This window comes from uncultured Devosia sp., from assembly GCF_964244875.1.
Taxonomy (GTDB): Bacteria; Pseudomonadota; Alphaproteobacteria; order Rhizobiales; family Devosiaceae; genus Devosia.
Genome location: NZ_CAXTKA010000014.1, coordinates 36866 through 61896 on the forward strand (window position 1 = coordinate 36866; position 25031 = coordinate 61896).

Here is a 25031-nt window from a genome sequence, read left to right on the forward strand (position 1 = left end):
CACCACCGCCTCTCGCCAGGGATCTTGACGATCATCTTTTAATGTAACATTATAAGTTACATGAAACAGTCCGCCCGCTTTTCCGTCGCGCTGCACGCGCTGGTCCACCTGGTCGACCAGCCTGACGCCATCACCTCCACCACCCTGGCGCAATGCCTGATGACCAATCCCGTCGTGGTCCGCCGCGTCATGGGCGCGTTGCGCGCGGCCGGCATCGTCAGCTCCGCCAAGGGTCATGATGGCGGCTGGCGCCTGGGCCGCCTGCCCTCCGAGATAACGCTGCACGATGTGCAGGCCGCCCTCGGGGAACGCCTGTTGCTGCGGGCGGCAAGCGATCCGGGCGATCCCGGCTGCGCCATCGTGCGCAGCGTCGATGCGGTGATGACCGATTTTCTCATCGATGCCGAAGCGCTGCTGGCGGCCCGCCTCAAGCGCCTGACCCTGGCCGGTCTCGCCGGCGAGCGCCAGGCGGGACACGTCCCCCATGCCAATGCACACGGAGATCCAGACCATGGATGATGTCATCATCGTTGGCGGCAGCTTTGCCGGCCTGTCCGCTGCCCTGCAGCTGGGCCGTGCCCGCCGCCGCGTTACCGTTCTCGATACCGGCCTGCCGCGCAATCGCTACGCCGCCCATGCCCATGGCCTGCTCGGTCACGACGGCAAGCCGCCCACGCAAATCCTGGCCGAAGGGCGGGCGCAACTGGGCCGCTATCCCAGCGTGCGCCTCTTGGACGTCGCGGCGACTGCCTTGGCCGGCACGCGCGACGCTTTCACCGTCACCACCGCTGCCGGCGAAAACCTTGCCGCGCGCCGGCTGATCCTGAGCTATGGCATCACCGATGTTTTTCCCGATATCGAGGGGTTTGCCCAATGCTGGGGCCGCAGCGTGCTGCATTGTCCCTATTGCCACGGCTTTGAAGTGGCCGACGGCCGGCTGGGCCTGCTCTATTCCAGCCCCTTGTCGCTCCATGCCATGGCGCTGCTGCACGATTGGAGCGCTCGACTGACGCTGTTCACCAATGGCCAGGACCTGCCGGAAGCCGAACACGCCAAGCTCGCCCGGCGCGGTGTCGCCATCGTGACCGGCAGGGTCGCCGGCATCGACCACCGCGATGGTCATCTCTCATCCATCCGGATCGAGCAGGGCGATCCCGTGCCGCTCGATGCTTTGTTCGCCCATCCCCGCCAGCGCCTCGCGGCCGATCTGCATGGCGCGCTTGGACTGGACCTGACCGAAGGCCCGCTGGGCGAGCTTATCGCAGTGGGTGACGATTTCCAGACCAGCCTGCCCGGGGTTTACGCCGCCGGCGACCTCGCCCATCCCATGCAAAGCGCCCATCTGGCGCTCAGCCGGGGCAGCATGGCGGGCGTGCATTGCCACCAGTCGCTGATCGTCTAGGGCTGCCCGGGCGCTTGGCGCGGGTGGTGCCTTGGTGCTAGAAGCGCCCGATGACCGCGCCATCCCACCCCATGCCCGCCAATGCCGCCATGACCGCGCCGATCACGGTCATGGCGCTCTACAAGTTCGCCGACCTGCCCGACGCTGCGGCCCTGCAGCCGGCACTGGCCCAGTTCTGCTGCGCGCGCGCCATCAAGGGCACGCTGATCCTGGCGCCCGAGGGCATCAACGGCACGGTGGCGGGCACCGCTGCCGCGATCGACGCGCTGGTCGCGCACCTGCTGGCCGATGCGCGCCTGGCGGGTGCCGAGATCAAATATTCCAGCGCCACCACCATGCCGTTCCTGCGCCTCAAGGTGCGCCTCAAAAGCGAGATCGTCACCTTGCGCGCGCCCGAGGCGAACCCGGCCAAGGCCGTCGGCACCTATGTCGCGCCCGCCGATTGGAACGCCCTGATCGCCCATGACGATGTCGTCGTGCTCGATACCCGCAACGATTACGAAGTGGGCCTGGGCAGTTTCGTCGGCGCGCTGGATCCCGCGACCAAGAGCTTCAGCGAGTTCAAGGATTTCGTCGCCCGCCATCTCGATCCGGCGCGGGACCGCAAGGTCGCCATGTTCTGCACCGGCGGCATCCGCTGCGAAAAGGCGTCCTCCTACCTGCTCAGCCAGGGCTTTGATCAGGTGTTTCACCTCAAGGGCGGCATCCTGGGCTATCTCGAACAGGTGCCCCCGGCCGATAGCCGCTGGCAGGGCGAATGCTTCGTCTTCGACGAGCGCGTCTCGGTCACCCACGGCCTGGTCCAGGGCGAGGCGACCCTCTGCCGCGCCTGCCGCCATCCGCTGACAGCGGCCGACCGGGCCGATCCCGCCCATCGCGACAACATTTCGTGCCCCTATTGCGCCGGCGATGCCGACAAACACAGCTCCGCCGCCGAACGCCAGCACCAGATCGATCTCGCGCAACAGCGCGGCACCAGGCATCTGGGTGATACCGCCCAGGCGATCGCCCGTGCCAACAAGGCCAGGAAACTGTCGCGCACCGCCGCCGACCGGGCGCGAGCCGGCAAGACGGCCTGAGCGACGCGCTCAGCCAATTCCTATGCCCTAGGCCCTGGCCCAGAACTGCTCCAGCTCGGCCCGGAATTGCGTGCTGGCATCGAGGTTGGCGCAATGCCCGCCGGTCGGCAGGTCCACCACCCGCCAGTTGGCCCGCGCCCCGATGCGTTTCAGCGCCGGGCGCAGCACCAGGTTGACCGCCCGGTCCAGCCCGCCCACCAGGATCAGCACCGGCCCGGCAAAACCCAATATGTTGGCGGTCAGATCATAGCGCCGCACCTGGCCGGTGATGGCCTTTCCCACCCGCGGATCGAAGGCGGCGATCATTTCGGCGATCAGCCTGCGGTCCCCGCGCATCCGCGTCGTGCCGGCCGCCGTCAGTTCCGATAGCCAGCCTTTGCCCAGCACGCGATAGAGCAGCGGAAAGATCGGGCCGGTCAAGCGGGGCAGCTTCAGTCGAAACGCGGTGCCGAACAGCGCCAGGCTCAGGAACCGCTCGGGTGCCCGCGCCAGCATTTCAAGCGCAATGATGCCGCCCAGCGAATTGCCTACCCAATGCACCCGCGCCGCACCGGCATGCTCGAGCAGCGCCAGCATGTCGGCCGCCATCATGGCAATCGAAAACCCGGCCGCCGGATAGCCGGGTGGAAAGCCCGAGCGGCCATGCCCGCGAATATCGGGCACGATGACGCGAAATCCCAACTGGGCGAAATAGGCGGCATCCTCGGCAAACTGCCGTCCGCCCGCCGCCAGCCCGTGGCACAACACCACTGGCACCGCGCCAGCCGGTCCCGTCACCTGATACGACAATTCCGTGCCGTCCGGTGCGGTAAAATGCTTCAACGCCAACCCGTTTGCCCCTTACGCCTTGCCGGCCACCCAGCGCAGAACGCGCGCCAGGATAGCCGCAGTACCATCACGCCAGCCCGCGAACTTCCAGCATATAGGGCAAACCGTGCCCCCGATCACCCCTGATGATGCCGGCGCCGCGCTCAGGCCATAATCAGGGCCTCCAACAAGCCAACCCCCACTTTTGCGCCGGTCCGCCGGTTCCGCCCTCAAGGAGTTGCTCCATGATCCGCCCCCTCGTCACCCTCGCCCTCGTTCTGGCCGCCACCACGGCCGGCCTGGCCCAGGAGGCGGCCCCGGCTCCCGTCGATATCCGCGTCGATCCCAGCGCGGTGATCAATGCCATGCCCAAGCAGGCCAATATGCTGACCGGCATCTATGCCACCCAGGCGGTGATCGACATTTGCGCCATTACGGTGCCCGCGCCGGTGGCAACGCGGATGGGCAATGATCGTGTGCGGTTCGAAAAGGCCATGGGGCTTGATGCCACCGGCAGCATCGAAGCCTATGACCGGATCAAGGCCAGCGTCGCCGGCACGACCCCCGATTGTGCCGAGGGCAGTGCCGATCGCCAGGGCGTGGAGGCCGTGCTATCGCTTTATGCCGGCAGCTGATCACTGGCAGAGCCGCGCCGTGCAGCTCTTGCCGTGGCAGCCCAGGTCCAGATGCAGATGATCGTGATGCAGCGCATTGGCCTCGGGTCCCAGCACCGTGGTGAAGTGCCCACACGCCGCGTCATGGGCGAACCTGACGATCCGGCTGCCCTGCGCCTCGGTCCCGGTCCAGCCCTCCTCGACCGTGACGCTGCGTCCGTCCTCGAGCGCAAATCCCACCACGTCCAGCGCGTCGGCAAAGGCGTGGAACGACAGATTGCCCTCGGCCGCATTGTTGACGTTGCGGCACATATAGCCGGTGCCCACCGTGACGCTGGCGATGGTGGTGTCGTCGTGCGCGCGCACATAATTGTCCACCTGTCCAACCCAGTCCGGCAAGACGCTGGCCATGCCGCAATCGGTGGTGACCGCGCCGCTCAGCGGCACCATGCGCCCATTGGCCAGCACGCCGGTGATCGATAGCGGCGATTGCGCTTGGCACTGCCCCTCGCTGATCGGCGGCAGCGCCTGCGCCTCCACCTGCCCGCTCAGCACCGCCGGGCACGCAGTCTGGAAAATCCGGCCCGGCTCGGCTGGCTCGGTCGTGCCCTCGGGTGCCGCCGGGGTACTGTCCACCGCTACGGCGGGGGGCTCGACGGCTTCAGGTTCCGGCTCCTCCGGCCGCTCCCGGGGCAGGTCCACCCCCGGTTGCGCCGCCACCGGCGGCACGGGTGCCACGGGTGTTGCCACCACCGGCGGCTCCGGCTTTGCGGGTGGCGCCACGGCGGGCGGCGCTTCGGTCGCGCCCAGATCGGCCGGCCGCTCCTGGGGCACCGGCGCCTCCTCCTCGGCGGGTGCGGGGCGCGGCCGGCGCGGCGGCTGCCGTTCGGGCTGGGTAATGCCCTCCACCATATCGCGCAGGGGCGCAAAGATATCCTGCCCCGCTGCTGGCAGGGACAGCGCGAGCGTCAGCAGCGGCACGGCAAGGAGGGTTCGCATGGTACGCCAACGCACAAATCGCCTCCGCGTTGCGCCGAACGCGCCATTAACCCCCGCTAAACCATCTTTGCGCGCGCTTCGGCGTCTGCTATCAGCGCCCAATGACCACGCCGCTCAGCAATATCCGCAATTTCTCCATCGTCGCCCATATCGACCATGGCAAGTCCACCCTGGCCGATCGCCTTATCCAGCTCACGGGCGGGCTGGAGGTGCGCGAGATGAAGGAGCAGGTGCTCGATTCGATGGATATCGAGCGCGAGCGCGGCATCACCATCAAGGCGCAGACGGTGCGCCTCAATTACCGTGCCCAGGACGGCCAGGATTACGTCCTCAACCTGATCGACACCCCCGGCCATGTCGATTTCGCCTATGAGGTCAGCCGTTCCCTCGCCGCCGTCGAGGGCAGCCTGCTCGTCGTCGATGCCAGCCAGGGCGTCGAGGCGCAGACCCTGGCCAATGTCTATCACGCCATGGACGCCGACCACGATATCGTCACCGTCCTCAACAAGATCGACCTGCCCGCCGCCGAGCCCCTGCGCGTCAAGCAGCAGATCGAGGACGTCATCGGCATCGACGCCAGCGACGCGGTGGAAATCTCCGCCAAGTCCGGCCTCAATATCGACAAGGTGCTCGAGGCCATCGTCACCCGCCTGCCCGCCCCCAAGGGCGACGTCAACGCCCCGCTAAAGGCGCTGCTGGTCGATAGCTGGTACGATACCTATCTGGGCGTCGTCGTGCTGATTCGCGTCATCGACGGCACCGTGCGCAAGGGCCAGAAGATCCGCATGATGAACGCCAATGCGTCCTATGAGCTGGACCGCGTCGGCGTCTTCACGCCCAAGCTGGTCGATATCGGCGAGCTCGGCCCCGGTGAAATCGGCTTTTTCACCGCCTCGATCAAGGAAGTCGCCGATACCAATGTCGGCGATACCATCACCGACGACAAGCGCCCCACCGCCGAGGCTTTTCCCGGCTTCCGCCCGGCCCAGCCCGTGGTGTTCTGCGGCCTGTTCCCGGTCGACGCCTCCGAGTTCGACGAATTGCGCGCCGCCATGGGCAAGCTGCGCCTCAACGACGCCAGCTTTTCCTTCGAGATGGAAACCAGCGCCGCCCTGGGCTTCGGCTTCCGCTGCGGCTTCTTGGGCCTGTTGCATCTGGAAATCATCCAGGAGCGTCTCAGTCGCGAGTTCGATCTCGACCTGATCGCCACCGCCCCCTCGGTGGTCTACGAAGTCGCCATGACCGATGGCGAAACCCTGATGCTGCACAATCCGGCCGATCTGCCCGACGTGATGAAGATCGAGTCCATCCGCGAGCCCTGGATCAAGGCCACCATTCTCACCCCCGACGAATATCTCGGCTCCATTCTCAAACTCTGCCAGGACCGCCGCGGCATCCAGCGCAATCTCTCCTATGTCGGCAATCGCGCCATGGTGGAATACGACCTGCCGCTCAACGAAGTGGTGTTCGATTTCTACGATCGCCTCAAATCCATATCCAAGGGCTATGCCAGCTTCGACTATGCCCTGGCCGATCACCGCGAGGGCGACCTGGTCAAGCTCAGCATTCTTGTGAACGCCGAACCCGTCGACGCCCTCTCCATGCTCGTGCATCGCACCGTCGCCGAAACGCGCGGCCGCATCATGTGCGAAAAGCTCAAGGAGCTGATCCCGCCCCATCTGTTCGTGATCCCGATCCAGGCCGCCATCGGCGGCAAGATCATCGCCCGCGAAACCGTCCGCGCCATGCGCAAGGACGTGACCGCAAAATGCTACGGCGGCGACGCCACCCGCAAACGCAAGCTGCTCGACAAGCAGAAAAAGGGCAAGGCGAAGATGCGGCAATACGGGAACGTGAACATCCCGCAGGAGGCGTTTATTAAGGCGCTGAAGATGGGGGACGAGTAACCGGCGACGTTCAATAAAACCTAGTTTTTTTACTGCATTTAAATGACGATGATAATACTGGATATTGTTGGGCGGACAAAATGGACATTATTGGTTCGCAAAAGATTTTGACATTCACTTCGCGTGGGCAAATTGCGAGCCTAACGTCGTGTGCGATCCGAAAGGCCAAGGCACTCAAGGTCACCAGCTACATGGATTTAGCTACACGAGTAGCTGAGCTACAATTTCGAAATCGTGACTTCGTGCCCCTGTTCCGAGGTCAATCAACTGACCACAAAAACATATTCGGCTATACAACCCTGAAACCTACCATATTGCGGGCGCCAGGGACGGGCAAAGTGCCGACTGACACGGCTCTTAATCAGCGATTTAAAAAGCTGGTCGCTGCGGAGAAAGCGCTCGTTGATGAGTATGAGGCGCAAGAAATGCTCGGCAGGGAGCGCTTGGCCCGCCAACGCATACTGCGTTGGGCGATTTTGCAGCACTATGAAATCTGCCGCACGCCGCTGCTCGATGTGACCCAGTCATTGCGCATCGCCGCTTCTTTTGCGTCGCAGGACGGCTCCAAAGAGGCTTTTGTCTTTGTTTTGGGCATACCCAACATCAGTGGAGCGATCACCGCAAGTGCAGAGGCAGGGCTTCAAACTATTCGCCTCGCCAGTGTCTGCCCTCCGTCTGCAGTCCGTCCCCATCTGCAGGAGGGATACTTACTGGGCGAGTATCCGGAATTCGCAAGCGCTGAACAAAAATTGCTCTATCCCATGCCGAGATGGATTTTGGTCGCAGGCTGATTGCGAAGTTTAGTTTTGAACCTGAAAGCTTTTGGGACAACAGCGGTAGATTTCCTCAATTTGCGAAAAATGCGCTATATCCATCGAGTTCAAATGATCCAATGAACGCTTTAGCCGAGGCGGTAAAAGCAACGATTGACATCTAAATCTGAATCCCGGCATGCGAACCTGTTAGTCGATATTTTCCATCGATTAGTGTGCTACAGCAATATCTTCTACGGGCAATGTGAGGTTCTTCGAGACAACTAGTAGTTCCGAGCCTCGCCTCTTGGTTTGAACCGAGTAACCGATATCTAACTCTACACTTTGATATGGCGCATATAGCCGTCGAATAGGCTCTACATTATCATAGGTTAGGAACCACGGGTTCGTAACAGACTGTAGTCGCTCGGCAATGCGCTCGTGGTCTGCAACGCGATAGGAATTCTTGTATAGCTGTGCGCCTTTCTCGTAGTAAGGTGGGTCAATATAGATCACGCCAGTTGCAGGAATGACTGTTCCAAGACGTATGAGAAATTCCTCAGCGTCTTCGTTGTATAAATGTATTCTGTTTTTGTACTGAGAAACCCTAATAATTCTCTTAATCAGATCGTGTTTGTTGTATCTGCAGTCCAGTTTCCAATCACCCTGTTGGGCCTTGCCACCGATCATCCCGCCGCTATGTATGATCCCCGATCGATTGGTCCGATTTAGAAAGAATGTAGAAAACCCTAGTTCTACGACATCTGCCTCCGCTTTGCGGGATTGAACCGCGCGCTGTTTACTCCACTCTGATGCCGTGACTTCGGTATTCTGTATTAATTCTACTAACTGCTCCGTCTCTTCCAACACAGATTTCCAAAAAGCCCAAACCGCTCGGTCAAGATCATTTAGGTGTACTTGGGAAACATGGCCGCTGAAAAGAAGGCTCAACGCCAGGCCACAGCCCCCGGAATAGGGCTCAACATAGTGTCTCTGCTGCAGATCATTAATGCGAAGAAATTGTGTTGCCAAGTCGAACAAGCATGCCTTGCCGCCGGGGTACCTGAGCGGGGAGGCTGAGCGGCTCAAGGTTTTTTGCTCAGTTTCGTGGCCGCACACTCGCTTGCTAGGCCAGCAAACAAGTCACTCAGGACCTCGAAATGGTTGTGAAGATTCCTAGCGTCAACGACCGTGAATGTTGCGCTGTGCTTCTGTGCATTTCCGTGCTGAGAAATGTACTCGAGACTCAATTTGCAGTCCTTACCTTGATCTTTTGAAACCCCCAAACCGGATAATCTAGAATTCAGATAGCTTACGAAATCCGTGTTAGGGTTGCGGCCGTGAAGGGCCGTCAAGTTCTCTACGAACACCCACGCCCCAGTCGTCAAAAGTGCCGGGTGTTCGTCCAACCTAATGGATGTGAGAGAGTGATACAGCCCAGAGAGCTTCAGCGAACCGAGGCTGTTTAGGCTGTCGATCAGGCCAGCAGACTTCGCGATGAACTTTGTTTCCGGTGTTACGATCTTAGCTCGAGTGAGGCGCGCCGATTTACGCGGCGCCCCACCCGCAGCGGCGGGAGTACGAACTTCCGTGGGTGTGGCTGGACCTGCACGATTTGCGCCGAACGCCGCATTGATCTCGTCTGCATACGCCAACCAGTCCTTGGTGACAGATCGAGAATGCAGTTTCCTACTTCTTAGATCATCAATGAAGTACTGGACGATCTTCGAGAATTCCTGTGTGCTCGTGGTGATCACGACCTTGTCGCTGGTCGCGGACGAAGCGAGGGCCATGGCTTCCCGAACCTTCGGGTTAGCCAGATAACGGGTGGCGGTGGATACGGGCACGTCCGCTCGCATCTCGCTGCTTATTATGCCTTGTTGTTCCGCATAATCCAGCAACGCCACCGCGAGGGCGTCAGTGCTCCTGTTGGTGGTCGCTCTGGCCTTCTGCTCAGGTTTCCACCGACGACGCCCTATTCCGTCTTGTTCGCCGTCATGAAGGACTTGCAACCAAGGTTGGGCAGTCGCGTAGTCAGGGAATTCCGCAACGTTGACTTGAGATACGTCCACAGACTTTGCAGCAAAGGCCCTAAATCGTGCCCGCGCGAACTCTGGGGCCTTCTCTGGGTCAGTCAGCAATTGAGCAGCGCATATTCTGCGGTTGCCCTCAGCCACAACAAGGTTGCCGTCGTCGTCCGGAAACACCGCGACTACCTCAAGCGGATTTATTCCCCGCGCGCCTATGTGGCGTGCAAGGTTGTAAACCTCTTCACTCGCAAGCAGGTACTCGATGACCTCTTCTTGGTTGTTTTTGCTGACGTGGCGAGGATTGTCGCGATGAAGCAGCAAATCGAGAACAGAAGCTGGTCTGAACGACGGTTGCATTGTGTTGGCCCCTCGGCCGAACGAATATCGGGATTTGCGATGCCGAGCAAGCTAGAGCCCTAAGCACAAAACTGATCCGCTCTCTCACCTCGCCAACTAGGAGAGTTTCATGCCCCGACCAGCCACCTTTCGGGCCCGTCCCTCAAGGTCAGCTTGCTCCTCCGCACCCTCCTGACACCCCCCGTCACACCCACCCATACCCTCGGCTCCATCCCCACCCTTGGAGCTTCCCATGAATCTCATCTCCCTCCGCATCATCACCGCCGATCCGAAAGCCCTCACCGCCTTCTACGCCACCGTCACCAACCTTACTCCCACATGATCCACCGAGAATTTCGGCCAACGCGCCACCAATCCGGCACGCTCGCCATTGCCAGCACGCGCACCCTCGCCCTATTGCCCCAATTTCGCCCGCCCCGCCGCCAATGCCTCCGTCATCATCGAATTCCTCACCCCCGACGTCGATGCCGATTTCGTCCGGCTCGCCGCCCAAAACCTGGCCTTCGAGCAATCCCCACCACCATGCCCTGGGGCAATCGCTCGGCGCTGCTGTGCGATCCCCATGGCAATCTGGTCAATCTGTTCACCCCGGTCAGCGCCGTGGCGCGGCAGAAATTCGGCCTGCCGGTCTGAGCGGGCAGGACACTTGTGCCGCTAATCCCCGCGTCGCCATCCTGCCTTACTCTTTCCTGTCCGGCTTCTGCCAAACGAGGAGAGTTTCATGCCCAAACCCACCAGCCCACCGCCTTTCGGGCCCGGCCCTCAAGGCCAGCTGGCGCCGCAAGCTGCGACCGCCGCCAAATCCGGCAACCCGTCGCCCGTCGAGCCAAGCGCCCCCGGCGCCTCCCGTTCCGCCAAGGGGCGGAACCAGCGGCCGAAGGCCACCCACGCCTTGGCCGAGCGCCATGAGGCGCTGTGGCTGAGCCTCACCGCGCTGCACAAGGACCTTGTCGCGCTCGGCGCGAAAAAGCCCGATGCCGCCGTGTCCGAGCCGGTACGCATCGTGGCCGAAGGCCTGCTCAGCGATGGCCTGCCCTTTACCCGCCAGCGCCGCGAGCGCTTTCCGGTGGCGGCCGGGGATCTGGCCGGGCTCGCCGTGCAGCTGGGCCAGGCGCTGGCCGGGCTCGACGTCTGGGAAAGCCTCAATACGACCTGGGACGAGCGCTACAAATGCCGCATCTGGCGGGTCGACGGCGCCTACCGGCCGGTCATGCGTCTCAAGCCGCCGGCGCTGGCGCTCAAGCACCCCAGGGATGACATGGCCGACATTCGCCGCAAGCTGGTCCAACGCCTGGATGCGCGCCAGCGCGCCACCTATCAGCAAGGCTTCGAGGCCGGCCGCGCCGCGCGGACGGGTCCGCCCGAAGCGGAGCCCGAGCCAGCGCCACAAACTTATCCCCGGCTGTCGCCGCTCGCTTAAACTTGCGCCCATCACCCCGCGCGATGGCCTGCAGGCGAACAGTGGCGGGGTGAGCCGGGCGCGGCCTTTGCCTGCCGCGCAGGTTCGAGAACCGGCCGCACCGTGGCGAGCGATCACGGCGCGCGAGCAACCGGAATCTGTTCCAAAAACCGGCACCCCGAGGCGGCTTTGGCCCCTCAACATCTATCATCGGGGTCGACGTCCGCCTCGGGGTCCGTCTTTGCTGCCCGCACCCGGAGGCTCCGCGCCGTCCGGCGCTTGCGCTTGCCCATCGGATCGGCGACGATGAGGCGAACCGCGCGTCGAAAGTCCCCTTATGTCCGCCTTCTACGATTTTACCCTCCCCCTGCTCGATGGCACGCCGCAGCCCTTTGATGCCTATGCCGGCAAGGTCGTGCTGCTGGTCAATGTCGCCAGCAAATGCGGCCTCACCCCGCAATATGGGGGGCTCGAGGCGCTTTGGCAGGCCCATCGCTCGGAGGGTCTGGTTGTCCTGGGCTTCCCCTGCAACCAGTTTGCCGGCCAGGAGCCGGGTTCCGATAGCGAGATTGCCGAATTCTGCGAGGTCAATTACGGCGTCAGCTTTCCCCTGTTCGGCAAGATCGAGGTCAATGGTCCGGGCACCCATCCGCTCTATGGCTGGCTCAAGGCGGTCCATCCCGAGGACATCGAGTGGAATTTCGCCAAGTTCCTCGTCGGCCGCGATGGCGCCGTCACCGCCCGCTTTGCCCCCGCCACCGTGCCCGCCGAGCTTGAAGCCCCGATCCGCAAGCTGCTATAGACGGGTCAGGCGGGGGCGCACATGGTCGATATTCTGCACTATTGCGAAGGGCTCGAACTGGTGGGCTTCAAGCCCGGCAGCACGATTCTGGCCGAGGGCGAGCGGCTGGGCAAGATCTATATCCTGTCCGAAGGCCAGCTCGAGATCATCCGCGAGCGCACCCAGGTCACCCATGTCGACGAGCCGGGCTCGATCTTTGGGGAAATGTCGGTCCTGCTCGACATGCCCCACAGCGCCACCGTCAAGGCGCTGTCGGCCACAAAGCTTTACGAGATCCCCGATGCGCTGACCTTTCTGGACAAGCGCCCCGAATTTGCCCTCCATATTGCCGCCATGCTGGCGCGCCGGCTCTATTACACCACCTCCTACCTGGTCGACCTGCAGCAGCAGGCCCAGGGCAAGCGGCAGGATCTGGACCTGGTCGATACGATCCTGGCCTCCCTGGTCAATCCCGCCGAGTTGGCCAAATCGCGCCGCAAATGAGCAAGCCGGAATTGCGCATAACCTATTGCACCCAGTGCAACTGGCTGTTGCGCTCGGCCTGGATGGCCGCCGAAGTGCTCACCACCTTCGGTCTCGAAATAGGCGCGGTTATCCTCGTGCCGGGCACCGGCGATATCTTCGAGATCAGCCTCGACGGCGAATTGACCTGGGAGCGCCGGCGCGATGGCGGCTTCCCCGATGTCAAAGCCCTCAAGCAGCTGGTGCGCGACCGGATCGATCCCGGGCGGGACCTGGGCCATATCGATAGCCACGGCAAAGCCGGCTAGCCCGATTACCCCCGCGCCTGCGCCCGGTGCGATAATCGGATGGTAACTCGAGGCACGACGTATTTCTGCAACAATCTCATTTCCAAAACCGCACCGCCCTGCTTATTGTCGGCCAACAGCGTCCAGGAGCCCGCCCGTCCATGACATCCAAGTTCATTGCTGCCGCCATCGTTCTGCTCGGCACCGTTGCGGCCCATGCCCAGGCCCTGCCGGATCTGGCGGGGCGCACCATCGTCGCGGTCACCGAAAACGCCTATGTGCCGCTCAATTTCACCGATCCCAAGACCGGCGCGGGCGTCGGGCTGGAATATGACCTGGTCAACGAGATCGCCAAGCGCCTCAATGCCAAGGTGGATTGGCAAGTGTCGAGCTGGGACGTGATGATCCAGGCCGTGCGCGATGGCCAGTTCGAAATCGGCATGGACGGCATCACCATCAATGACGAGCGCAAGGCCCAGGTCGATTTTTCCGATCCCTACCTCACCTCCGAGCAGCTCATGCTGGTGCGCGCCGACGAGACCCGCTTCACCGATGCGCCCAGCTTTGGCGCCAATGCCGATTTCCTGGTCGGCGCCCAGGCCGGCACCACCAATTTCTATACGGCCGTCTATTCGGTGCTCGATGGCGACGAGGCCAATCCGCGCATCAAGCTGTTCGACACCTTCGGGGCCTCGGTCAGCGCGCTGCAAGCGGGCGATGTGGATACGGTGCTGATGGACCAAACCTCGGCCAATGGCTATATCGGAGCCAATCCCGGCGCGTTCAAAGTTGTCGGCGGCCCCCTGGGCAGCGAGGATTTCGGCCTTATCCTCACTCCCGGCTCGGATCTGGTTGCGCCCGTCAATGCCGCCCTTGCCGCCATCAAGGCGGATGGCACCATGGCGGCGTTGCAGCAAAAGTGGTTCTACGACTACAACGCCGCCCAATAAGGCCAAAGGGCGGCGGATCGATCCACCGTCCCTGCCCCCATGGCACCATCCCCCGTTCGCACCTCCCCGTTCGCCAATGTCCCCTGGTGGCTGCTGGCCATTGCGCTGCTGTTCGTGCTGGGCCTGTGGGCAATCGCCGCCGATGCCGGCTATGCCCAGATTTTCCGGTCCCTGGCGGGCGGCGTGATCACGACGCTGTGGGTCGCGTTCATGGCTTTCGCGGCGGCCATCGCTTTGGGGCTGCTGGTGGAGCTGGCGCGCACCTCGGCCAATCGCCTGTTGCGGGAGGTGGCGACCTTCTATGTCGAAATCATCCGGGGCATTCCCGTGCTGGTTTTTCTGTTCTACGTCGCCTTTGTGGGCGCGCCCTGGTTTGTCGCCGGCATCAATGTGGTGCTGGCTCCCCTGCTGCAGCTTGGCTGGCTCGAGGCGGTGACCATCCGCGATTTCGATTTCGTCTGGCGTGCCATCCTGGCGCTTACGGTGTGCTATTCGGCTTTTATCGCGGAGATTTTCCGCGCCGGCATCCAGGCCGTCGATCGCGGGCAGGTCGAGGCGGCGCGGGCCCTCGGCCTGTCGCGCTGGCACTGCTTTCGCCTCGTGGTGGCGCCCCAGGCGCTCCGCACCATCCTGCCGCCCCTGGCCAATGACTTCGTGTCGATGATCAAGGACTCGGCGCTGGTATCGGCCCTGGGGGTGCAGGACATCACCCAATTGGGCAAGGTTTATTCCTCGAGCACCTTCAAGTTCTTTGAAACCTACAACGTCGTGGCCTTCCTTTATCTCACCATGACCATTTCGCTGTCGCTGCTGGTGCGGCTGCTGGAGCGCCATCTGGGCGGCAAGCGGCAATGATCATTGGTGCAGGGGCCGCGATCGCCCATCTATCGCTGACGCCACACAAGGACCTTGCCATGAACCGTTTCGCCCGCATCGCCCTGCCTGCCATGCTGGCCGTCGCCCTGGCCGCCTGCGGCGACAGTCGCGAGGTCGGCAATGTCGGCGTCGATTGGACCGGCAACGACATCGCCATCGATGCCGTGCCCGACCCGGATATCGCTGGGGTCGTCTGCCACCTGGCCTATTTCAACCGCGGCTTCATCGATCGCCTGCAACAGGGCAACTGGTTCGAGGACCCATCCTATTCGGCGCTCGATTGCTCGGTGGTCGGCCCCATCACCATCGGCGATATCGCCACGCGGCCGGGCGGCGAGGAGATTTTCCGCGAGGGCCGCTCGCTGATCTGGAAGTCGCTGCGGGTCACCCGGGTCTATGACGGGGCCAACAATGCCCTGATCTATCTGGCCCATGCCCGCGAAATCCAGCAGGGCAGTGGCAAGATGTCCCTTTCGGTCATTCCATTGGCGGGCGAACACGTCACCTGGAGCAATGGCGCGCCGGCCCGCACGCCATGACGGACAGATGCAGGGCGGCTGCCGTGCCGGTCAAAAGCGCAATGCTGCCGCCGTCATGGGCTTTGGAATGTCATGGCGTTCTCGTTGTGCAAAACACAAAAAGATTTCGCAACCGGGTGCTTCTGCCCGGCGTCCCCGTTGCGATAGTCTGCCCTCACGCACCGCGTCCGTCCGGACGAGGAAAGGACCTATCATCATGGCAATACTGATCGGCGATACTGCGCCCGATTTCCAGCTCGACTCCACTGAAGGCCCGATCAATTTCTACGACTATATCGACGGTCATTGGGCGGTGCTGTTCTCCCACCCCAAGAATTTCACCCCGGTCTGCACCACCGAACTGGGTTACACCGCCAAGTTGAAGCCCGAATTCGACAAGCGCGACGTCAAGGTCTTGGGCCTGTCGGTGGACAAGCTCGAGGATCACGCCGCCTGGGCCAGCGATATCGCGGAAACCCAGGGCACGGCGCTGAATTTTCCGCTGCTCGCCGATACCAAGGGCGAGGTGGCGCGCCAATATGACATGATCCATCCCAATGCCGACAACACGCTGACCGTGCGCAGTGTTTTCGTCATCGGGCCGGACAAGAAGGTCAAGCTCAAGATCGAATATCCCGCTTCGACCGGCCGCAATTTCGATGAGGTCATTCGCGTCATCGACAGCCTGCAACTGACCGCCAAGCACCAGGTCGCCACCCCGGTCAACTGGAAGAACGGCGAGGACGTGATCATCGCCGGTTCGGTCAACAACGAGCAGGCCAAGCTCAAGTTTCCCGATGGCTGGAAGGAACCCAAGCCCTATCTGCGGATCGTGCCCCAACCCCGCGCCTGAACTGGGACCGGCGGCGCCTTATCCCACATAATCGGCTTCTTCCCGACCACTGGGCGACAGCGTAAACTGTCGCCCTTTTCTGTGTCCGGGCCATTGGCGCGATCTTAACCGCCATGAGCCAATGCTCCAGGGCAACAGGCCCGACCGGTGCAGCGCTCGAACCCATGACCAAGCCCACGATCAGGACTGTCAAAGCGCCCATCGGGGACAGTCCCTGGCTGCTGCCGGCCGCCTTCGTCATCGCGTCGCTGGTGCTGATCGGTCGGGCGCTGCTGACCCCGGGCACCCCGCTCCTGGCCGATACCGATGACGCCATGCGCCTGGTGATCGTGCGCGATTTCCTTGCCGGTCAGCCCTGGTACGATCTGGTGCAGCATCGGCTGAACACGCCCTTCGGCGCCGAAGTGCACTGGTCCCGCCTGGTCGATCTGCCCATCGCCACGCTGATCCTGGTGCTGCGCCCCGTCCTTGGCGCCGACCTGGCCACCATCGCGACCGCCTATGCCTGGCCATTGTGCCTGCTGGGGGCGCTGCTCGCCGTCAGCGCCGGGCTTACGCGTCGCCTGGTCGGCCCGGCCGGCGTGCTGCCGGCCCTGGTGCTGCCCCTGCTCAGCCCGGCCATCACCACCGAATTCGCGCCTGGGCGGCTGGACCATCACAATGTGGAAATTCTTTTGACGCTGTTGATCGCCTGGACCACGATCGAGGCCCTGGAGCGCGCCCGCTTTGCCTGGCTGGCCGGCCTGCTTTGCGCCACGGCCTTGGCGATCGCCACCGAATCCATTCCCGCCATTGCCGCCGCCATAACCGTTTTCGGTGCGCTGTGGGTCATATCCCCAGGCCGAGCAGCCCAGTTGCGTGAGTTCGGCGTATCCTTCGGCATGGCGGCCGTGGTGCATCTGGCACTAACGCGCCCCCCCTCCCGCTGGCTGGAGCCGGCCTGCGACATGATTTCGCCGGTCTATGCCGGGGGCGCCCTCATCGTCATGCTGGCCTTTAGCGCGGTCACCATGGTTCCGGCACCACGGCGGGCATGGCTTCGGTTCCTTATGCTTGCCGGGCTCGGGGCCTTGGGGCTCGCCGCCCTGCTGTTCATCTACCCGCAATGCCTTGACGGGCCCTATGGCGGGCTTGATCCATGGCTGCGCCAACACTGGATCGGCAATATCGCCGAGGCCAAGCCCTGGATCGCCTCGCTGTTCGATTTGCCGGCCTTTACCCTGGCAACCGGCCTGCCGGTCGTGCTGGCCATCGTCGCCACCCTCGCGCGGATCATGCTTGTCACCCGGGATCGTGCCCAATGGCTGGCCCTATTGGCCTTCCTGGTCTTTGCCGCCCTCATCATGCTGATGCAGGTGCGGGGCGCCCGCCTCGCTGTCATGCCCGCCGTGCCCGCCGCGGCATGGGTGATCGCCCTGGCCTGGCGGCACTTTGCCGTTCGGCGGCGTCCGCTGACGGCGATTGCCCTAGTCGCCAGCTGTCTGGTTTTTGCCGGCTCGGCCATCGTCTTGGGGGTCGACGGGATAACGACGCTGCGCCCCGGCCGCGCCCAAATCGTGGCAAGCGCCCAGGCCAGCAAGCTGCCCTGCCTGCTGCCAACCGCCTTTGCCGATCTCGCGGCTCTCCCACCCGAACGAATCATGACGCCGATCGACCTGGGGTCGCACATGCTCTTGCAAACGCCCCATGCCGTCGTTTCCGCGCCCTATCACCGCGACGCCGAAGGGGTGCGCGACACCTTCGATTTCTTCAATCTGCCGATCGGGCAGGCTCGCTTGATTCTGCAGCGCCGCGGCATTGGCCTGGTGGTCACCTGTCCCGCCATGGCGGAAATGGTTGGACTGCCCGATCGCGCCGCCGACTCGTTCTCGGCCCTGGCGAAAGCAGGCGCGCTGCCCGCCTGGCTCCCCGAGGTCAGCCTTGGCGGCCCCCTCAAGATCTATGCGGTTCTGCCGCCATGACCAAGGCAAGCCAGCACGGGGCGTCGCTGCCGCTATTGGTTGTCCAGCAAGCCCAATTCACGTTGCAGTGTCTTGGTCAGGCTTTTCGCGACAATGGCGTGCGAAGCCGCCAGGTAGTGCTGGATATCGTCGTCCGGCAAGGCGGCGGGCGCCACATGCACCCAGTGCCGCTTGGCGAAATAGGGCGCCTGCGTGACACCGTCCAGGACGGTCAGCACCTCAAAGCTGGTTTCGGCCAGCTTGAACACGATCCCGCCGGTGTTCCACAAGGCGAATACCTTGCCCCCGACCTTGGCGACGAAGCTGTCCCATTGTTCGACAAACGTGACGCCGGGCAGGCTTGCCGCAAAATGCTCGAAGCCTGCCCGATCGATCATGCTAGGCGGCAGCCCCGGTGCCGATCTGGCAGGCCACGCCGGTCCCCTGCAACCCGCAATAGCCGCGCGGATTTTTAGCCAGGTACTGCTGATGATAGGTCTCGGCATAATAGAACGGACCTGCCGGCGCGACCTCGGTCGTGATCGCCCCGAGGCCCTTGGCCTGCAACGCGGCCTGGTAAGCCATGCGGCTCCTGTCCACCGCGTCGGCCTGTTCGGGCGTCGTGGTATAGATCGCCGAACGGTATTGCGTGCCCACGTCATTGCCCTGGCGCATGCCCTGGGTGGGATTGTGCTCTTCCCAGAACGTCTTGAGCAATGCCTCAAGACTGACCTGGCCGGGATCGTAAACGACCTTGACCGCTTCGGTGTGTCCGGTCTGGCCGGAGCAGACTTCCTCATAGCTTGGATTGGGCGTCGATCCACCCTGGTAGCCGACGGCAGTCACATAGACGCCCGGCAGCTGCCAGAACAGCCGTTCAGCGCCCCAGAAGCATCCCAGCCCGAAGTAGATTGTCTCGGAACCAGCCGGATAGGGTCCCTTGAGCGGATGCTGGTTCACGAAATGGCTTGCGCCCACCTGCATTTCGGCAGCACGGCCGGGCAGTGCCTGCTCGGCGCTCGGAACGGCGGTAGGCTTGCTTTTGAAAAACATCGGCTTTCCTTTCTGCAGCGTAACACGATCAGCTTAAATCTGGTCCTGATGGAGATAGCGCTCGCGCCGAGGCGCGCGGCCCAGCAGGATCAATACAATTCCCGTCACCCCAGCCACCGCGAATGTCGGGTAGCTCAGCAATCCCGCCATCGCGCCATCCAGCAGGTTGGCAAAATACCGGCTGTCGAAAAAGCTCTCCACCGCCACAAGGCTGCTCGGATTGAGGCTTTTCCAGCTTTGCGCCAGGCTGGTCGGCGCCAGCCTGCTCGCCCCCAGCGATTTGGTGCCATCGATCACCGCCAGCACCAGCGCCAGGCCAACAAGCCAGGTTCCCGCAATTCTCACCAGCAGCCGCATCACACCGTCCCGCGCATCCGGAGCATTCCAATGGCCTGCCTTTGCCCCTTGCTGCGCTGTCGTTGTGCCACGGTCGGGGTTCTGCCCACAAGATGGGCGCGCGGGTGGACAAAACAATCCTCTTGCCGCAGCTGTGATCGCTTGCATCGCAAGCGTCGATGCGTATATTGCGCCCGCTCGCCCCGGCCATTGGCCACGCGCCGGACCCTTCCACCGGCCGCCAGAGCGATGCGGAGAGATGGCCGAGTGGTCGAAGGCGCACGCCTGGAAAGTGTGTAGGCGGGGAACCGTCTCAAGGGTTCGAATCCCTTTCTCTCCGCCATTCTTTCAAACACGATTTCGGTGACGCATATCGGGAAAATTCAGCTCCAGCCGGTGGCATTGCGCAGCCTGATGCCGCTGGTGTGCAAGGTTGTGGTCCACAGCTCTTGCAGAGGCACCAGGGTTTCGACAATGCGCAGGTCGACGGTCTTGAGACTGAGAGCGGCCGGCAAGTCGGCGAGTGTGATCCGGTTCAGGGGCGAGACCGGGGCACGGCTGACCCACATGCCGGCATCGTGCAGGTCCTCGAAACCTTTCGATGGCAGCTGGTAGCGGTGTAGGGTCGCGGCGGTGAAATCCGGCAGCCATTTGCGCTCGATATAGGCTGCAGCGCGATAGGAGCCCAGCCACTTGGCCTTGTCAGCGGCACTGGTTCGAGCCGTGGCCCAGATCAGGATGCGCGGGCAATCACGGGGGAAATGATAGAGAAAATCGAGGTTGTCCTGGATTGCCCAGACCAGCGGGCCGTTGAGCCACTCCATGCCGGGCAGGCGCTGCGAGGGCATCCGGACCGGGCGTGGTATGAAGGTGTCGATCGCGGGATCGTCGCTGAAATGATACAGGCGCACGCTAGTTGGTCCTGTGTTTGATGGGCCCAATCGACACCTTGGAGTACCCGATACCCGTTAAGCCCAACCAATGGAAAGTCCGCTAAAATCGTCATGCACGTGTCATCCTGAGCGGCTATCACCGGCTCATTCGAATGAGTTGGTGCGATGCGCAATCAAGGTTATTCCTGGGAGCAAACCCGGGACCGGATCAATGCCGAGATCACTGCAGGACGGCTGGCACCCGACACGCGGCTGCCGTCCGAGCCTGATCTGTGCACGCTTTATGGCACCCGCCGGCATTCGCTGCGCAAGGCGCTGGCGGCGCTCGTGGCCGAAGGGAAGCTACGGATCGAGCATGGCCGTGGCACCTTCGTCGAGCGGGCGCCGCTGCTGAATTATGTCATCGGTTCGCGGACTCGTTTTCGCGAAAACCTGCTGTCGCAGGGGCTCACCGCTTCGGGCGAGACGCTGGCGGACATGACAATTCCGGCAAGCGGTCGCGTGGCGGCGGCGTTACGCATTGCCCCAGAGGCACCGGTGTTTGCGCGCTCCTGGCGCAGCTTTGCCAATGATCTGCCGATCAGCATGGGCTGGGGCTATCATGACGCCGGACGATTTCCCGAGCTGCCGGAGCGGCGGCGCGCCATCGGCTCGATCACCGAGGTTTATCGCACCTATGGCATTACCGATTATCGCCGGCTGCGCACCACGGTCTTCACGCGCATCGCTTCCGAAAACGAGGCTGCCATGTTGATGCTGCGGGCGGGCCAATCGGTCCTGGTGGTGCAAAAAATCGACGCCGATCTCGACGGCCAGCCGATCGGGTTTTCCGAGGCGGTATGGGCCGGCGACCGGGTGCAGTTCACCTTTGAAAGCGACCATCCGAGCGCCATCAGCACCGAAAGAGACAGCGATGTATAACGAGACCACCGGGGGCGGCCCCGATCATGCGGCGGCGCTCGATATCCTGGCGCGGGCGCGGCCGGAACGCCTGAAGCAGTTCGCCGAAGGCCTGCTTGATGACGTGGGCGAGATTGCCGTCGTGGCTAACCGCACCGGGCTGGTCATGGTGCCGATGCGCGACACGGTCGAGAATGTCGATTTTCACCTGGGCGAAGTGCTGGTCAGCGAGGCCCATATCACCGACAGCCTTGGCCATGTTGGTTACGGCATGGTGACCGGCCGGGATCTGGAGCGCGCCATGGCCATGGCCGTCGTCGATCTGCGCATGGCGGCATTGGGCCGAGAGCCAGCCACTGCCCGGTTTCTTGCCGACGAGCAGGCCCATCTTGCCGACGTGGACGACTTGCGCATGCGGCAGGTCGAAGCGACGCGCGTCGAAATGGAGACGTTCTGATGCTGACGATTGCTCCTCCAGACATGGTTGAAGTGCGTGCCAACGCAACTTTCGAAGCGCTGATGTGGGCCATGGCGCGCCCCGGAGACGGCCGCCATTTGCCGGATGCCGGCCTTGGCGGGCTTATCGAGACACTTGTCGATCTGGAATGCACCGTCTTTACCGATGAGCCGGAGTTGCGGGCTCGGGCAACGGCGACAGGGGCACGGCTGTCCGATGATCCTGGCGATGCCGATCATGTGTTTGTGTCGTGCCTCGATGACGCCGAACAGTGGCTTATTACCCTGCGCTGCGGCAATGCGCTTTACCCCGATGATGGGGCAACGCTCGGGGCAGTTGCGCGCCACGGCATCGGGCAGCGCCTAAGACTGTCCGGGCCCGGGATTGATGGCAGCAAAGAGGCCATTCTGGATGTTTCGCCGGCCTTTTGGGCCATGCGGGCCAGGCTCTGCGCCTATCCGGAAGGCTTTGACATGCTTGTTGTCGATGGCCGCTCGGTTATCGGCATTCCCCGCTCGACCCAGGTGGAGGTGCTCTGATGGCCTATGTCGCAACCCGCGGTGGCGAAACGGCCATCGAGCAGGCGGAGCGCCTGTTCCGCCAGGATCTCGGCACGATCGATGCCGCACGCGTCCAGGCCATCGGGCAGACCATGCCCTATCTCGTCGACCGGGTCATGGGCGAGGCCTCGCTCTATAGCGAAGAGCTGGCGGCGCTGGCCTTGGCGCAGACCGGAGGCGAGCTGGCCGAAGCCGTGCTGGTGCTGCGGGCCTGGCGTACAACCCAGCCGCGCATCGCCATTGCCCGGCCGGTGCGGCAGCACGAGCTTTTGACCCAGCGCCGTATTTCGGCGGCATTCAAGGATATTCCGGGCGGGCAGATTCTCGGGCCGACGCTGGATTACTCGCATCGGGTGCTCGCCACCGACGTTCTGGAAGGCAAACCCTATGCACCGCCGGCTGTGGACGCGGCGGCCAGGGCTGCGCCGGCGCATCAACCTTCGCTGGCCGATTGGCAGCGTCATCAAGGCCTGGTTTCGGCGGCCAAAGCGTCCGATCTGGCACCCGAGGATATTCCAGACCTGACGCGCGAGCCATTGTTGTTCCCGGCCTCACGGGCCCATCGACTACAAAGCTTGGCGCGGGCCGAAACGGGCGGCGTGCTGGCGCTTGGCTATTCGGCCATGCGTGGCTATGGCAATGCCCATCCCACGGTCAATGAATTGCGCCTTGCCGAGGCCGAAGTCGTGGTGCGCCATCCGGCCGGCACGCAGTTTTCCGCCGGACGCGTGCGGGTCAGCCAAGCCGAGGTCACGTCCAAGGAAAAGGGGGGCTATCTGGAACTCGGCTTTGCCGCGACCTTTGGCTGGAACGAAGTCAAGGTCATCGCCGCAGCCACGCTGGACCTCAATTCGGCCGAAGCTCCGGTCGGCTCACCCGTGCATGAAGAGTTTTACCTGTACCATACCGAAAGCGTGGAGGCTTCCGGCTTCTGCATTCATTTCAAGCTGCCGCACTACGTCACCTTCCAGTCGGTGCTGGATGCCATGCGTGACGCCAAGGCCAAACAAGCGCCAGCCAGTGCGGCGCCGGCAGCCACGCGCCAGACGGAGCCCGCAGAATGAGCCTTGCTTCTCTCACCAAGCCCTGGGCCGCAACCAGCTATGGCTTTCTCGATGCTTCGGCAAAGCGCGAACTCCGGCGCAAGATGCTCAAGGCCATCGCCGTGCCCGGCTGCCAGATGCCCTATGCCAGCCGCGAAGTGCCCATGGCGCGCGGCTGGGGCACCGGCGGCCTGCAGGTGACGCTGACGCTGGTCAATCCGGCCTCCACGGTAAAGGTCATCGATCAGGGCGCCGATGACGGCGTCAACGCCGCCTCGATCCGCCGCTTCATCAGCCGCGTCTCGGGCGCTGCGGAAACCTGGGATACGCTAGCCGCTTCGATCGTGCAGTCGCGTCACCGCGTGCCCGAAGAGGTGATGGGCAAAGACCAGATCCTCGTGCTTCAGGTTCCCAATCCCGAGCCGCTGCGCGGCGTGGAGCCCAACATCTCCATCGCCCGGCAGATGCATGCCGATGCCGATTACGGCAAGCTTTGGCTGACCCTTTACGAGCAGATCGTGCGCAAAGGCCGCATCATGCAAGGCGCGAGCTATCCCAGCATGGTCAATGGTCGGCACGTGATGACGCCATCGCCCATTCCGCGTTGGGACGTGCCCAAGCTGAACATGGCCAAGCACCTGACCTTTCTTTCGGCAGGCCGGGAAAAGCGGCTGTTTGCCGTGCCGCCCTTTACCCGGGTCGAGCCGCTGGTTTTCTCGGATCGGCCCTATCGCGTCGAAGACCATGCCGAGCTCACCTGCCGCCGCTCCGGCGTCTCGGGCTTTTTCATGAATGAGCTGCCCCTTGATAACGGCGGGTCGGCTTTCGAAGTGTCCGACAGCAATCTGGGTATCAAGGCCATCCAGCAGGCGGACGGCGGGCACGGCGAAATCGGCAGCACCTGGTATCGCAACGGGGAGTTTTCGGCATGAGCCTTGATCTGGGTCTTCCGGCTCTGGAGCGCGTCGCCCCGCGCCTGATGCGGGCCGAACCGCTGCTCGCCATGCACGATATCTGCAAGTCCTATGGCGATGTGCGCGCCCTGCACCAGGTCGATGCATGCGTCTATCCCGGCGAGGTCATGGGCATTGTGGGGGAAAGCGGCTCGGGCAAGTCGACCTTGCTGCGCATGATGAACCTCGAGGATACGCCCGATAGCGGCGATTACCATCTGCAACTGCCACAGCGCGAAGATGGCAATCTGTTTGACTTGCCGCGCTACGAGCGACGCATGCTGTGCGCGCGCCATATCGGCATCGTCTATCAGAACCCCCATCTCGGGCTACTGATGCGCCACAGTTCCAGCGGCAATGTCGCCGAGCGCCTGCTGATCGCCGGTGAGCGCAGTTTTGACGTACTCCGCTCCAAGGCGCGCGAAGCGCTCGATGCTTCAGAATTCCCGCTTTCGCGCATGGATACGCGGCCGATCGAGCTGTCGGGCGGCATGCAGCAGCGTGTGCAACTGGCCAAGGCCATCGCGCTGGAGCCGGCTTTGCTGCTGCTTGACGAACCAACCACCGGTCTTGACGTGTCGGTACAGGCGCTGGTGCTCGATACGCTCAAGCGCCTGCAGCGTGATCGCAGGATCACCATGGTGCTGGTCAGCCATGATCTCGGCGTCATCCGCACCATGGCCGACCGGGTCATGGTGATGCGCCATGGCGAAGTGGTGGAGCAAGGCCTGGCCGACCAGGTGTTTCAAGACCCCCAGCACCCCTATTCCCAGCAACTCGTCCACGCCAAGCTTTGAGGTCG

Annotated in this window: 29 protein-coding genes and 1 tRNA gene; 22 read left to right on the top strand and 8 right to left on the bottom strand. The window is 63.1% G+C overall.

Annotation, left to right across the window (positions count from 1 at the left end):
* The first annotated feature begins 60 nt into the window (after positions 1 to 60).
* Genes ACFE8X_RS15015 through ACFE8X_RS15025 form a run of 3 tightly spaced genes read left to right on the top strand, consistent with a single transcriptional unit; the run spans position 61 to position 2481 of the window.
* Entirely contained in the window at positions 61 to 519 is a 459-nt protein-coding gene (locus ACFE8X_RS15015) for an Rrf2 family transcriptional regulator (RefSeq protein WP_375452299.1), read from the top strand.
* The gene (locus tag ACFE8X_RS15020; RefSeq protein WP_375452300.1) at positions 512 to 1402 is read left to right on the top strand and encodes an NAD(P)/FAD-dependent oxidoreductase; all 891 of its coding nucleotides are present in this window, start codon (positions 512 to 514) and stop codon (positions 1400 to 1402) included. The genes ACFE8X_RS15015 and ACFE8X_RS15020 overlap by 8 nt, the downstream gene beginning before the upstream one ends.
* A gap of 50 nt (positions 1403 to 1452) precedes the next feature.
* Entirely contained in the window at positions 1453 to 2481 is a 1029-nt protein-coding gene (locus ACFE8X_RS15025; protein WP_375452301.1) for a rhodanese-related sulfurtransferase, read from the top strand.
* 27 nt (positions 2482 to 2508) lie between these two features.
* Here ACFE8X_RS15025 and ACFE8X_RS15030 read toward each other — a convergent pair whose 3' ends face one another.
* The gene (locus ACFE8X_RS15030) at positions 2509 to 3309 is read right to left on the bottom strand and encodes an alpha/beta fold hydrolase (RefSeq protein WP_375452302.1); all 801 of its coding nucleotides are present in this window, start codon (positions 3307 to 3309) and stop codon (positions 2509 to 2511) included.
* Positions 3310 to 3533: 224 nt separating this feature from the next.
* Between ACFE8X_RS15030 and ACFE8X_RS15035 the strand changes: the two genes are divergently transcribed.
* On the top strand, positions 3534 to 3923 hold the full coding sequence (locus ACFE8X_RS15035; protein ID WP_375452303.1) for a hypothetical protein: 390 nt from the start codon (positions 3534 to 3536) through the stop codon (positions 3921 to 3923).
* Here ACFE8X_RS15035 and ACFE8X_RS15040 read toward each other — a convergent pair whose 3' ends face one another.
* Positions 3924 to 4901, bottom strand: coding sequence for an extensin family protein (locus tag ACFE8X_RS15040; RefSeq protein ID WP_375452304.1), 978 nt, complete (start codon positions 4899 to 4901; stop codon positions 3924 to 3926).
* Positions 4902 to 5002: 101 nt separating this feature from the next.
* Here ACFE8X_RS15040 and lepA point away from each other — a divergent pair, with 101 nt between their 5' ends.
* Together lepA and ACFE8X_RS15050 are read left to right on the top strand one after the other, a co-directional pair.
* Positions 5003 to 6808: a translation elongation factor 4 gene (gene lepA / locus ACFE8X_RS15045; protein ID WP_375452305.1), complete on the top strand. Its 1806-nt coding sequence runs from the start codon at positions 5003 to 5005 to the stop codon at positions 6806 to 6808.
* An 80-nt stretch (positions 6809 to 6888) separates the two neighbouring features.
* Entirely contained in the window at positions 6889 to 7599 is a 711-nt protein-coding gene (locus tag ACFE8X_RS15050) for an FRG domain-containing protein (protein ID WP_375452306.1), read from the top strand.
* Positions 7600 to 7791: 192 nt separating this feature from the next.
* Here ACFE8X_RS15050 and ACFE8X_RS15055 read toward each other — a convergent pair whose 3' ends face one another.
* Together ACFE8X_RS15055 and ACFE8X_RS15060 are read right to left on the bottom strand one after the other, a co-directional pair.
* Positions 7792 to 8679, bottom strand: a complete 888-nt coding sequence (locus ACFE8X_RS15055) for a DNA adenine methylase (protein ID WP_375452307.1) — start codon at positions 8677 to 8679, stop codon at positions 7792 to 7794.
* Positions 8646 to 9947 (bottom strand): hypothetical protein, encoded by a 1302-nt coding sequence (locus ACFE8X_RS15060; RefSeq protein WP_375452308.1) that lies wholly within the window; start codon positions 9945 to 9947, stop codon positions 8646 to 8648. Before ACFE8X_RS15060 ends, ACFE8X_RS15055 begins: the two co-directional genes overlap by 34 nt.
* A gap of 721 nt (positions 9948 to 10668) precedes the next feature.
* Here ACFE8X_RS15060 and ACFE8X_RS15065 point away from each other — a divergent pair.
* From ACFE8X_RS15065 to ACFE8X_RS15105, 9 genes are all read left to right on the top strand, one after another.
* The gene (locus ACFE8X_RS15065; protein WP_375452309.1) at positions 10669 to 11367 is read left to right on the top strand and encodes a hypothetical protein; all 699 of its coding nucleotides are present in this window, start codon (positions 10669 to 10671) and stop codon (positions 11365 to 11367) included.
* A 316-nt stretch (positions 11368 to 11683) separates the two neighbouring features.
* A complete protein-coding gene (locus tag ACFE8X_RS15070) occupies positions 11684 to 12148 on the top strand; it encodes a glutathione peroxidase (RefSeq protein WP_375452310.1) in 465 nt (154 codons plus the stop codon).
* A gap of 21 nt (positions 12149 to 12169) precedes the next feature.
* Complete coding sequence (locus tag ACFE8X_RS15075) at positions 12170 to 12631, top strand: Crp/Fnr family transcriptional regulator (protein WP_375452311.1); 462 nt, start codon at positions 12170 to 12172, stop codon at positions 12629 to 12631.
* Complete coding sequence (locus ACFE8X_RS15080; protein ID WP_375452312.1) at positions 12628 to 12918, top strand: SelT/SelW/SelH family protein; 291 nt, start codon at positions 12628 to 12630, stop codon at positions 12916 to 12918. Before ACFE8X_RS15075 ends, ACFE8X_RS15080 begins: the two co-directional genes overlap by 4 nt.
* Before the next feature lie 140 nt (positions 12919 to 13058).
* Positions 13059 to 13847, top strand: coding sequence for a transporter substrate-binding domain-containing protein (locus ACFE8X_RS15085; RefSeq protein WP_375452313.1), 789 nt, complete (start codon positions 13059 to 13061; stop codon positions 13845 to 13847).
* A 39-nt stretch (positions 13848 to 13886) separates the two neighbouring features.
* Positions 13887 to 14702 (top strand): amino acid ABC transporter permease, encoded by an 816-nt coding sequence (locus ACFE8X_RS15090; protein WP_375452314.1) that lies wholly within the window; start codon positions 13887 to 13889, stop codon positions 14700 to 14702.
* Between the two features lie 92 nt (positions 14703 to 14794).
* Positions 14795 to 15262, top strand: a complete 468-nt coding sequence (locus ACFE8X_RS15095) for a CreA family protein (RefSeq protein WP_375452379.1) — start codon at positions 14795 to 14797, stop codon at positions 15260 to 15262.
* Between the two features lie 196 nt (positions 15263 to 15458).
* A complete protein-coding gene (locus ACFE8X_RS15100) occupies positions 15459 to 16094 on the top strand; it encodes a peroxiredoxin (protein WP_375452315.1) in 636 nt (211 codons plus the stop codon).
* 164 nt (positions 16095 to 16258) lie between these two features.
* Positions 16259 to 18055: a hypothetical protein gene (locus tag ACFE8X_RS15105; RefSeq protein ID WP_375452316.1), complete on the top strand. Its 1797-nt coding sequence runs from the start codon at positions 16259 to 16261 to the stop codon at positions 18053 to 18055.
* A 32-nt stretch (positions 18056 to 18087) separates the two neighbouring features.
* Here the strand turns inward: ACFE8X_RS15105 and ACFE8X_RS15110 are convergent, their stop codons facing one another.
* Genes ACFE8X_RS15110 through ACFE8X_RS15120 form a run of 3 tightly spaced genes read right to left on the bottom strand, consistent with a single transcriptional unit; the run spans position 18088 to position 19444 of the window.
* On the bottom strand, positions 18088 to 18432 hold the full coding sequence (locus ACFE8X_RS15110; RefSeq protein WP_375452317.1) for an MmcQ/YjbR family DNA-binding protein: 345 nt from the start codon (positions 18430 to 18432) through the stop codon (positions 18088 to 18090).
* Position 18433: 1 nt separating this feature from the next.
* Positions 18434 to 19087: a peptide-methionine (S)-S-oxide reductase MsrA gene (gene msrA / locus ACFE8X_RS15115; protein ID WP_375452318.1), complete on the bottom strand. Its 654-nt coding sequence runs from the start codon at positions 19085 to 19087 to the stop codon at positions 18434 to 18436.
* Between the two features lie 33 nt (positions 19088 to 19120).
* Positions 19121 to 19444, bottom strand: coding sequence for a hypothetical protein (locus ACFE8X_RS15120; RefSeq protein WP_375452319.1), 324 nt, complete (start codon positions 19442 to 19444; stop codon positions 19121 to 19123).
* Between the two features lie 232 nt (positions 19445 to 19676).
* On the opposite strand from ACFE8X_RS15120, the gene ACFE8X_RS15125 reads away from it, so the two are divergent.
* A tRNA-Ser gene (locus ACFE8X_RS15125) sits at positions 19677 to 19766 on the top strand.
* A gap of 40 nt (positions 19767 to 19806) precedes the next feature.
* Here ACFE8X_RS15125 and ACFE8X_RS15130 read toward each other — a convergent pair.
* On the bottom strand, positions 19807 to 20334 hold the full coding sequence (locus ACFE8X_RS15130) for a DUF6886 family protein (RefSeq protein ID WP_375452320.1): 528 nt from the start codon (positions 20332 to 20334) through the stop codon (positions 19807 to 19809).
* Between the two features lie 147 nt (positions 20335 to 20481).
* On the opposite strand from ACFE8X_RS15130, the gene phnF reads away from it, so the two are divergent.
* Genes phnF through ACFE8X_RS15160 form a run of 6 tightly spaced genes read left to right on the top strand, consistent with a single transcriptional unit; the run spans position 20482 to position 25026 of the window.
* Positions 20482 to 21237, top strand: a complete 756-nt coding sequence (phnF, locus tag ACFE8X_RS15135) for a phosphonate metabolism transcriptional regulator PhnF (RefSeq protein WP_375452321.1) — start codon at positions 20482 to 20484, stop codon at positions 21235 to 21237.
* A complete protein-coding gene (locus ACFE8X_RS15140; RefSeq protein ID WP_375452322.1) occupies positions 21230 to 21673 on the top strand; it encodes a phosphonate C-P lyase system protein PhnG in 444 nt (147 codons plus the stop codon). The genes phnF and ACFE8X_RS15140 overlap by 8 nt, the downstream gene beginning before the upstream one ends.
* Positions 21673 to 22212, top strand: coding sequence for a phosphonate C-P lyase system protein PhnH (locus tag ACFE8X_RS15145; protein ID WP_375452323.1), 540 nt, complete (start codon positions 21673 to 21675; stop codon positions 22210 to 22212). Before ACFE8X_RS15140 ends, ACFE8X_RS15145 begins: the two co-directional genes overlap by 1 nt.
* A complete protein-coding gene (locus ACFE8X_RS15150) occupies positions 22212 to 23297 on the top strand; it encodes a carbon-phosphorus lyase complex subunit PhnI (protein WP_375452324.1) in 1086 nt (361 codons plus the stop codon). Before ACFE8X_RS15145 ends, ACFE8X_RS15150 begins: the two co-directional genes overlap by 1 nt.
* The gene (locus ACFE8X_RS15155; RefSeq protein WP_375452325.1) at positions 23294 to 24208 is read left to right on the top strand and encodes an alpha-D-ribose 1-methylphosphonate 5-phosphate C-P-lyase PhnJ; all 915 of its coding nucleotides are present in this window, start codon (positions 23294 to 23296) and stop codon (positions 24206 to 24208) included. Before ACFE8X_RS15150 ends, ACFE8X_RS15155 begins: the two co-directional genes overlap by 4 nt.
* A complete protein-coding gene (locus tag ACFE8X_RS15160; protein ID WP_375452326.1) occupies positions 24205 to 25026 on the top strand; it encodes an ATP-binding cassette domain-containing protein in 822 nt (273 codons plus the stop codon). The genes ACFE8X_RS15155 and ACFE8X_RS15160 overlap by 4 nt, the downstream gene beginning before the upstream one ends.
* Positions 25027 to 25031: the final 5 nt, after the last annotated feature.

Bases quoted from the DNA above. Each gene is read 5' to 3' on its own strand.
- ACFE8X_RS15015 (WP_375452299.1), top strand. From the start codon at position 61: ATGAAACAGTCCGCCCGCTTTTCCGTCGCGCTGCACGCGCTGGTCCAC.
- ACFE8X_RS15020 (WP_375452300.1), top strand. From the start codon at position 512: ATGGATGATGTCATCATCGTTGGCGGCAGCTTTGCCGGCCTGTCCGCT.
- ACFE8X_RS15025 (WP_375452301.1), top strand. From the start codon at position 1,453: ATGACCGCGCCATCCCACCCCATGCCCGCCAATGCCGCCATGACCGCG.
- ACFE8X_RS15035 (WP_375452303.1), top strand. From the start codon at position 3,534: ATGATCCGCCCCCTCGTCACCCTCGCCCTCGTTCTGGCCGCCACCACG.
- ACFE8X_RS15040 (WP_375452304.1), bottom strand. From the start codon at position 4,901: ATGCGAACCCTCCTTGCCGTGCCGCTGCTGACGCTCGCGCTGTCCCTG.
- lepA (WP_375452305.1), top strand. From the start codon at position 5,003: ATGACCACGCCGCTCAGCAATATCCGCAATTTCTCCATCGTCGCCCAT.
- ACFE8X_RS15050 (WP_375452306.1), top strand. From the start codon at position 6,889: ATGGACATTATTGGTTCGCAAAAGATTTTGACATTCACTTCGCGTGGG.
- ACFE8X_RS15060 (WP_375452308.1), bottom strand. From the start codon at position 9,947: ATGCAACCGTCGTTCAGACCAGCTTCTGTTCTCGATTTGCTGCTTCAT.
- ACFE8X_RS15065 (WP_375452309.1), top strand. From the start codon at position 10,669: ATGCCCAAACCCACCAGCCCACCGCCTTTCGGGCCCGGCCCTCAAGGC.
- ACFE8X_RS15070 (WP_375452310.1), top strand. From the start codon at position 11,684: ATGTCCGCCTTCTACGATTTTACCCTCCCCCTGCTCGATGGCACGCCG.
- ACFE8X_RS15075 (WP_375452311.1), top strand. From the start codon at position 12,170: ATGGTCGATATTCTGCACTATTGCGAAGGGCTCGAACTGGTGGGCTTC.
- ACFE8X_RS15080 (WP_375452312.1), top strand. From the start codon at position 12,628: ATGAGCAAGCCGGAATTGCGCATAACCTATTGCACCCAGTGCAACTGG.
- ACFE8X_RS15085 (WP_375452313.1), top strand. From the start codon at position 13,059: ATGACATCCAAGTTCATTGCTGCCGCCATCGTTCTGCTCGGCACCGTT.
- ACFE8X_RS15090 (WP_375452314.1), top strand. From the start codon at position 13,887: ATGGCACCATCCCCCGTTCGCACCTCCCCGTTCGCCAATGTCCCCTGG.
- ACFE8X_RS15095 (WP_375452379.1), top strand. From the start codon at position 14,795: ATGCTGGCCGTCGCCCTGGCCGCCTGCGGCGACAGTCGCGAGGTCGGC.
- ACFE8X_RS15100 (WP_375452315.1), top strand. From the start codon at position 15,459: ATGGCAATACTGATCGGCGATACTGCGCCCGATTTCCAGCTCGACTCC.
- ACFE8X_RS15105 (WP_375452316.1), top strand. From the start codon at position 16,259: ATGACCAAGCCCACGATCAGGACTGTCAAAGCGCCCATCGGGGACAGT.
- ACFE8X_RS15110 (WP_375452317.1), bottom strand. From the start codon at position 18,432: ATGATCGATCGGGCAGGCTTCGAGCATTTTGCGGCAAGCCTGCCCGGC.
- msrA (WP_375452318.1), bottom strand. From the start codon at position 19,087: ATGTTTTTCAAAAGCAAGCCTACCGCCGTTCCGAGCGCCGAGCAGGCA.
- ACFE8X_RS15120 (WP_375452319.1), bottom strand. From the start codon at position 19,444: ATGCGGCTGCTGGTGAGAATTGCGGGAACCTGGCTTGTTGGCCTGGCG.
- phnF (WP_375452321.1), top strand. From the start codon at position 20,482: ATGCGCAATCAAGGTTATTCCTGGGAGCAAACCCGGGACCGGATCAAT.
- ACFE8X_RS15140 (WP_375452322.1), top strand. From the start codon at position 21,230: ATGTATAACGAGACCACCGGGGGCGGCCCCGATCATGCGGCGGCGCTC.
- ACFE8X_RS15145 (WP_375452323.1), top strand. From the start codon at position 21,673: ATGCTGACGATTGCTCCTCCAGACATGGTTGAAGTGCGTGCCAACGCA.
- ACFE8X_RS15150 (WP_375452324.1), top strand. From the start codon at position 22,212: ATGGCCTATGTCGCAACCCGCGGTGGCGAAACGGCCATCGAGCAGGCG.
- ACFE8X_RS15155 (WP_375452325.1), top strand. From the start codon at position 23,294: ATGAGCCTTGCTTCTCTCACCAAGCCCTGGGCCGCAACCAGCTATGGC.
- ACFE8X_RS15160 (WP_375452326.1), top strand. From the start codon at position 24,205: ATGAGCCTTGATCTGGGTCTTCCGGCTCTGGAGCGCGTCGCCCCGCGC.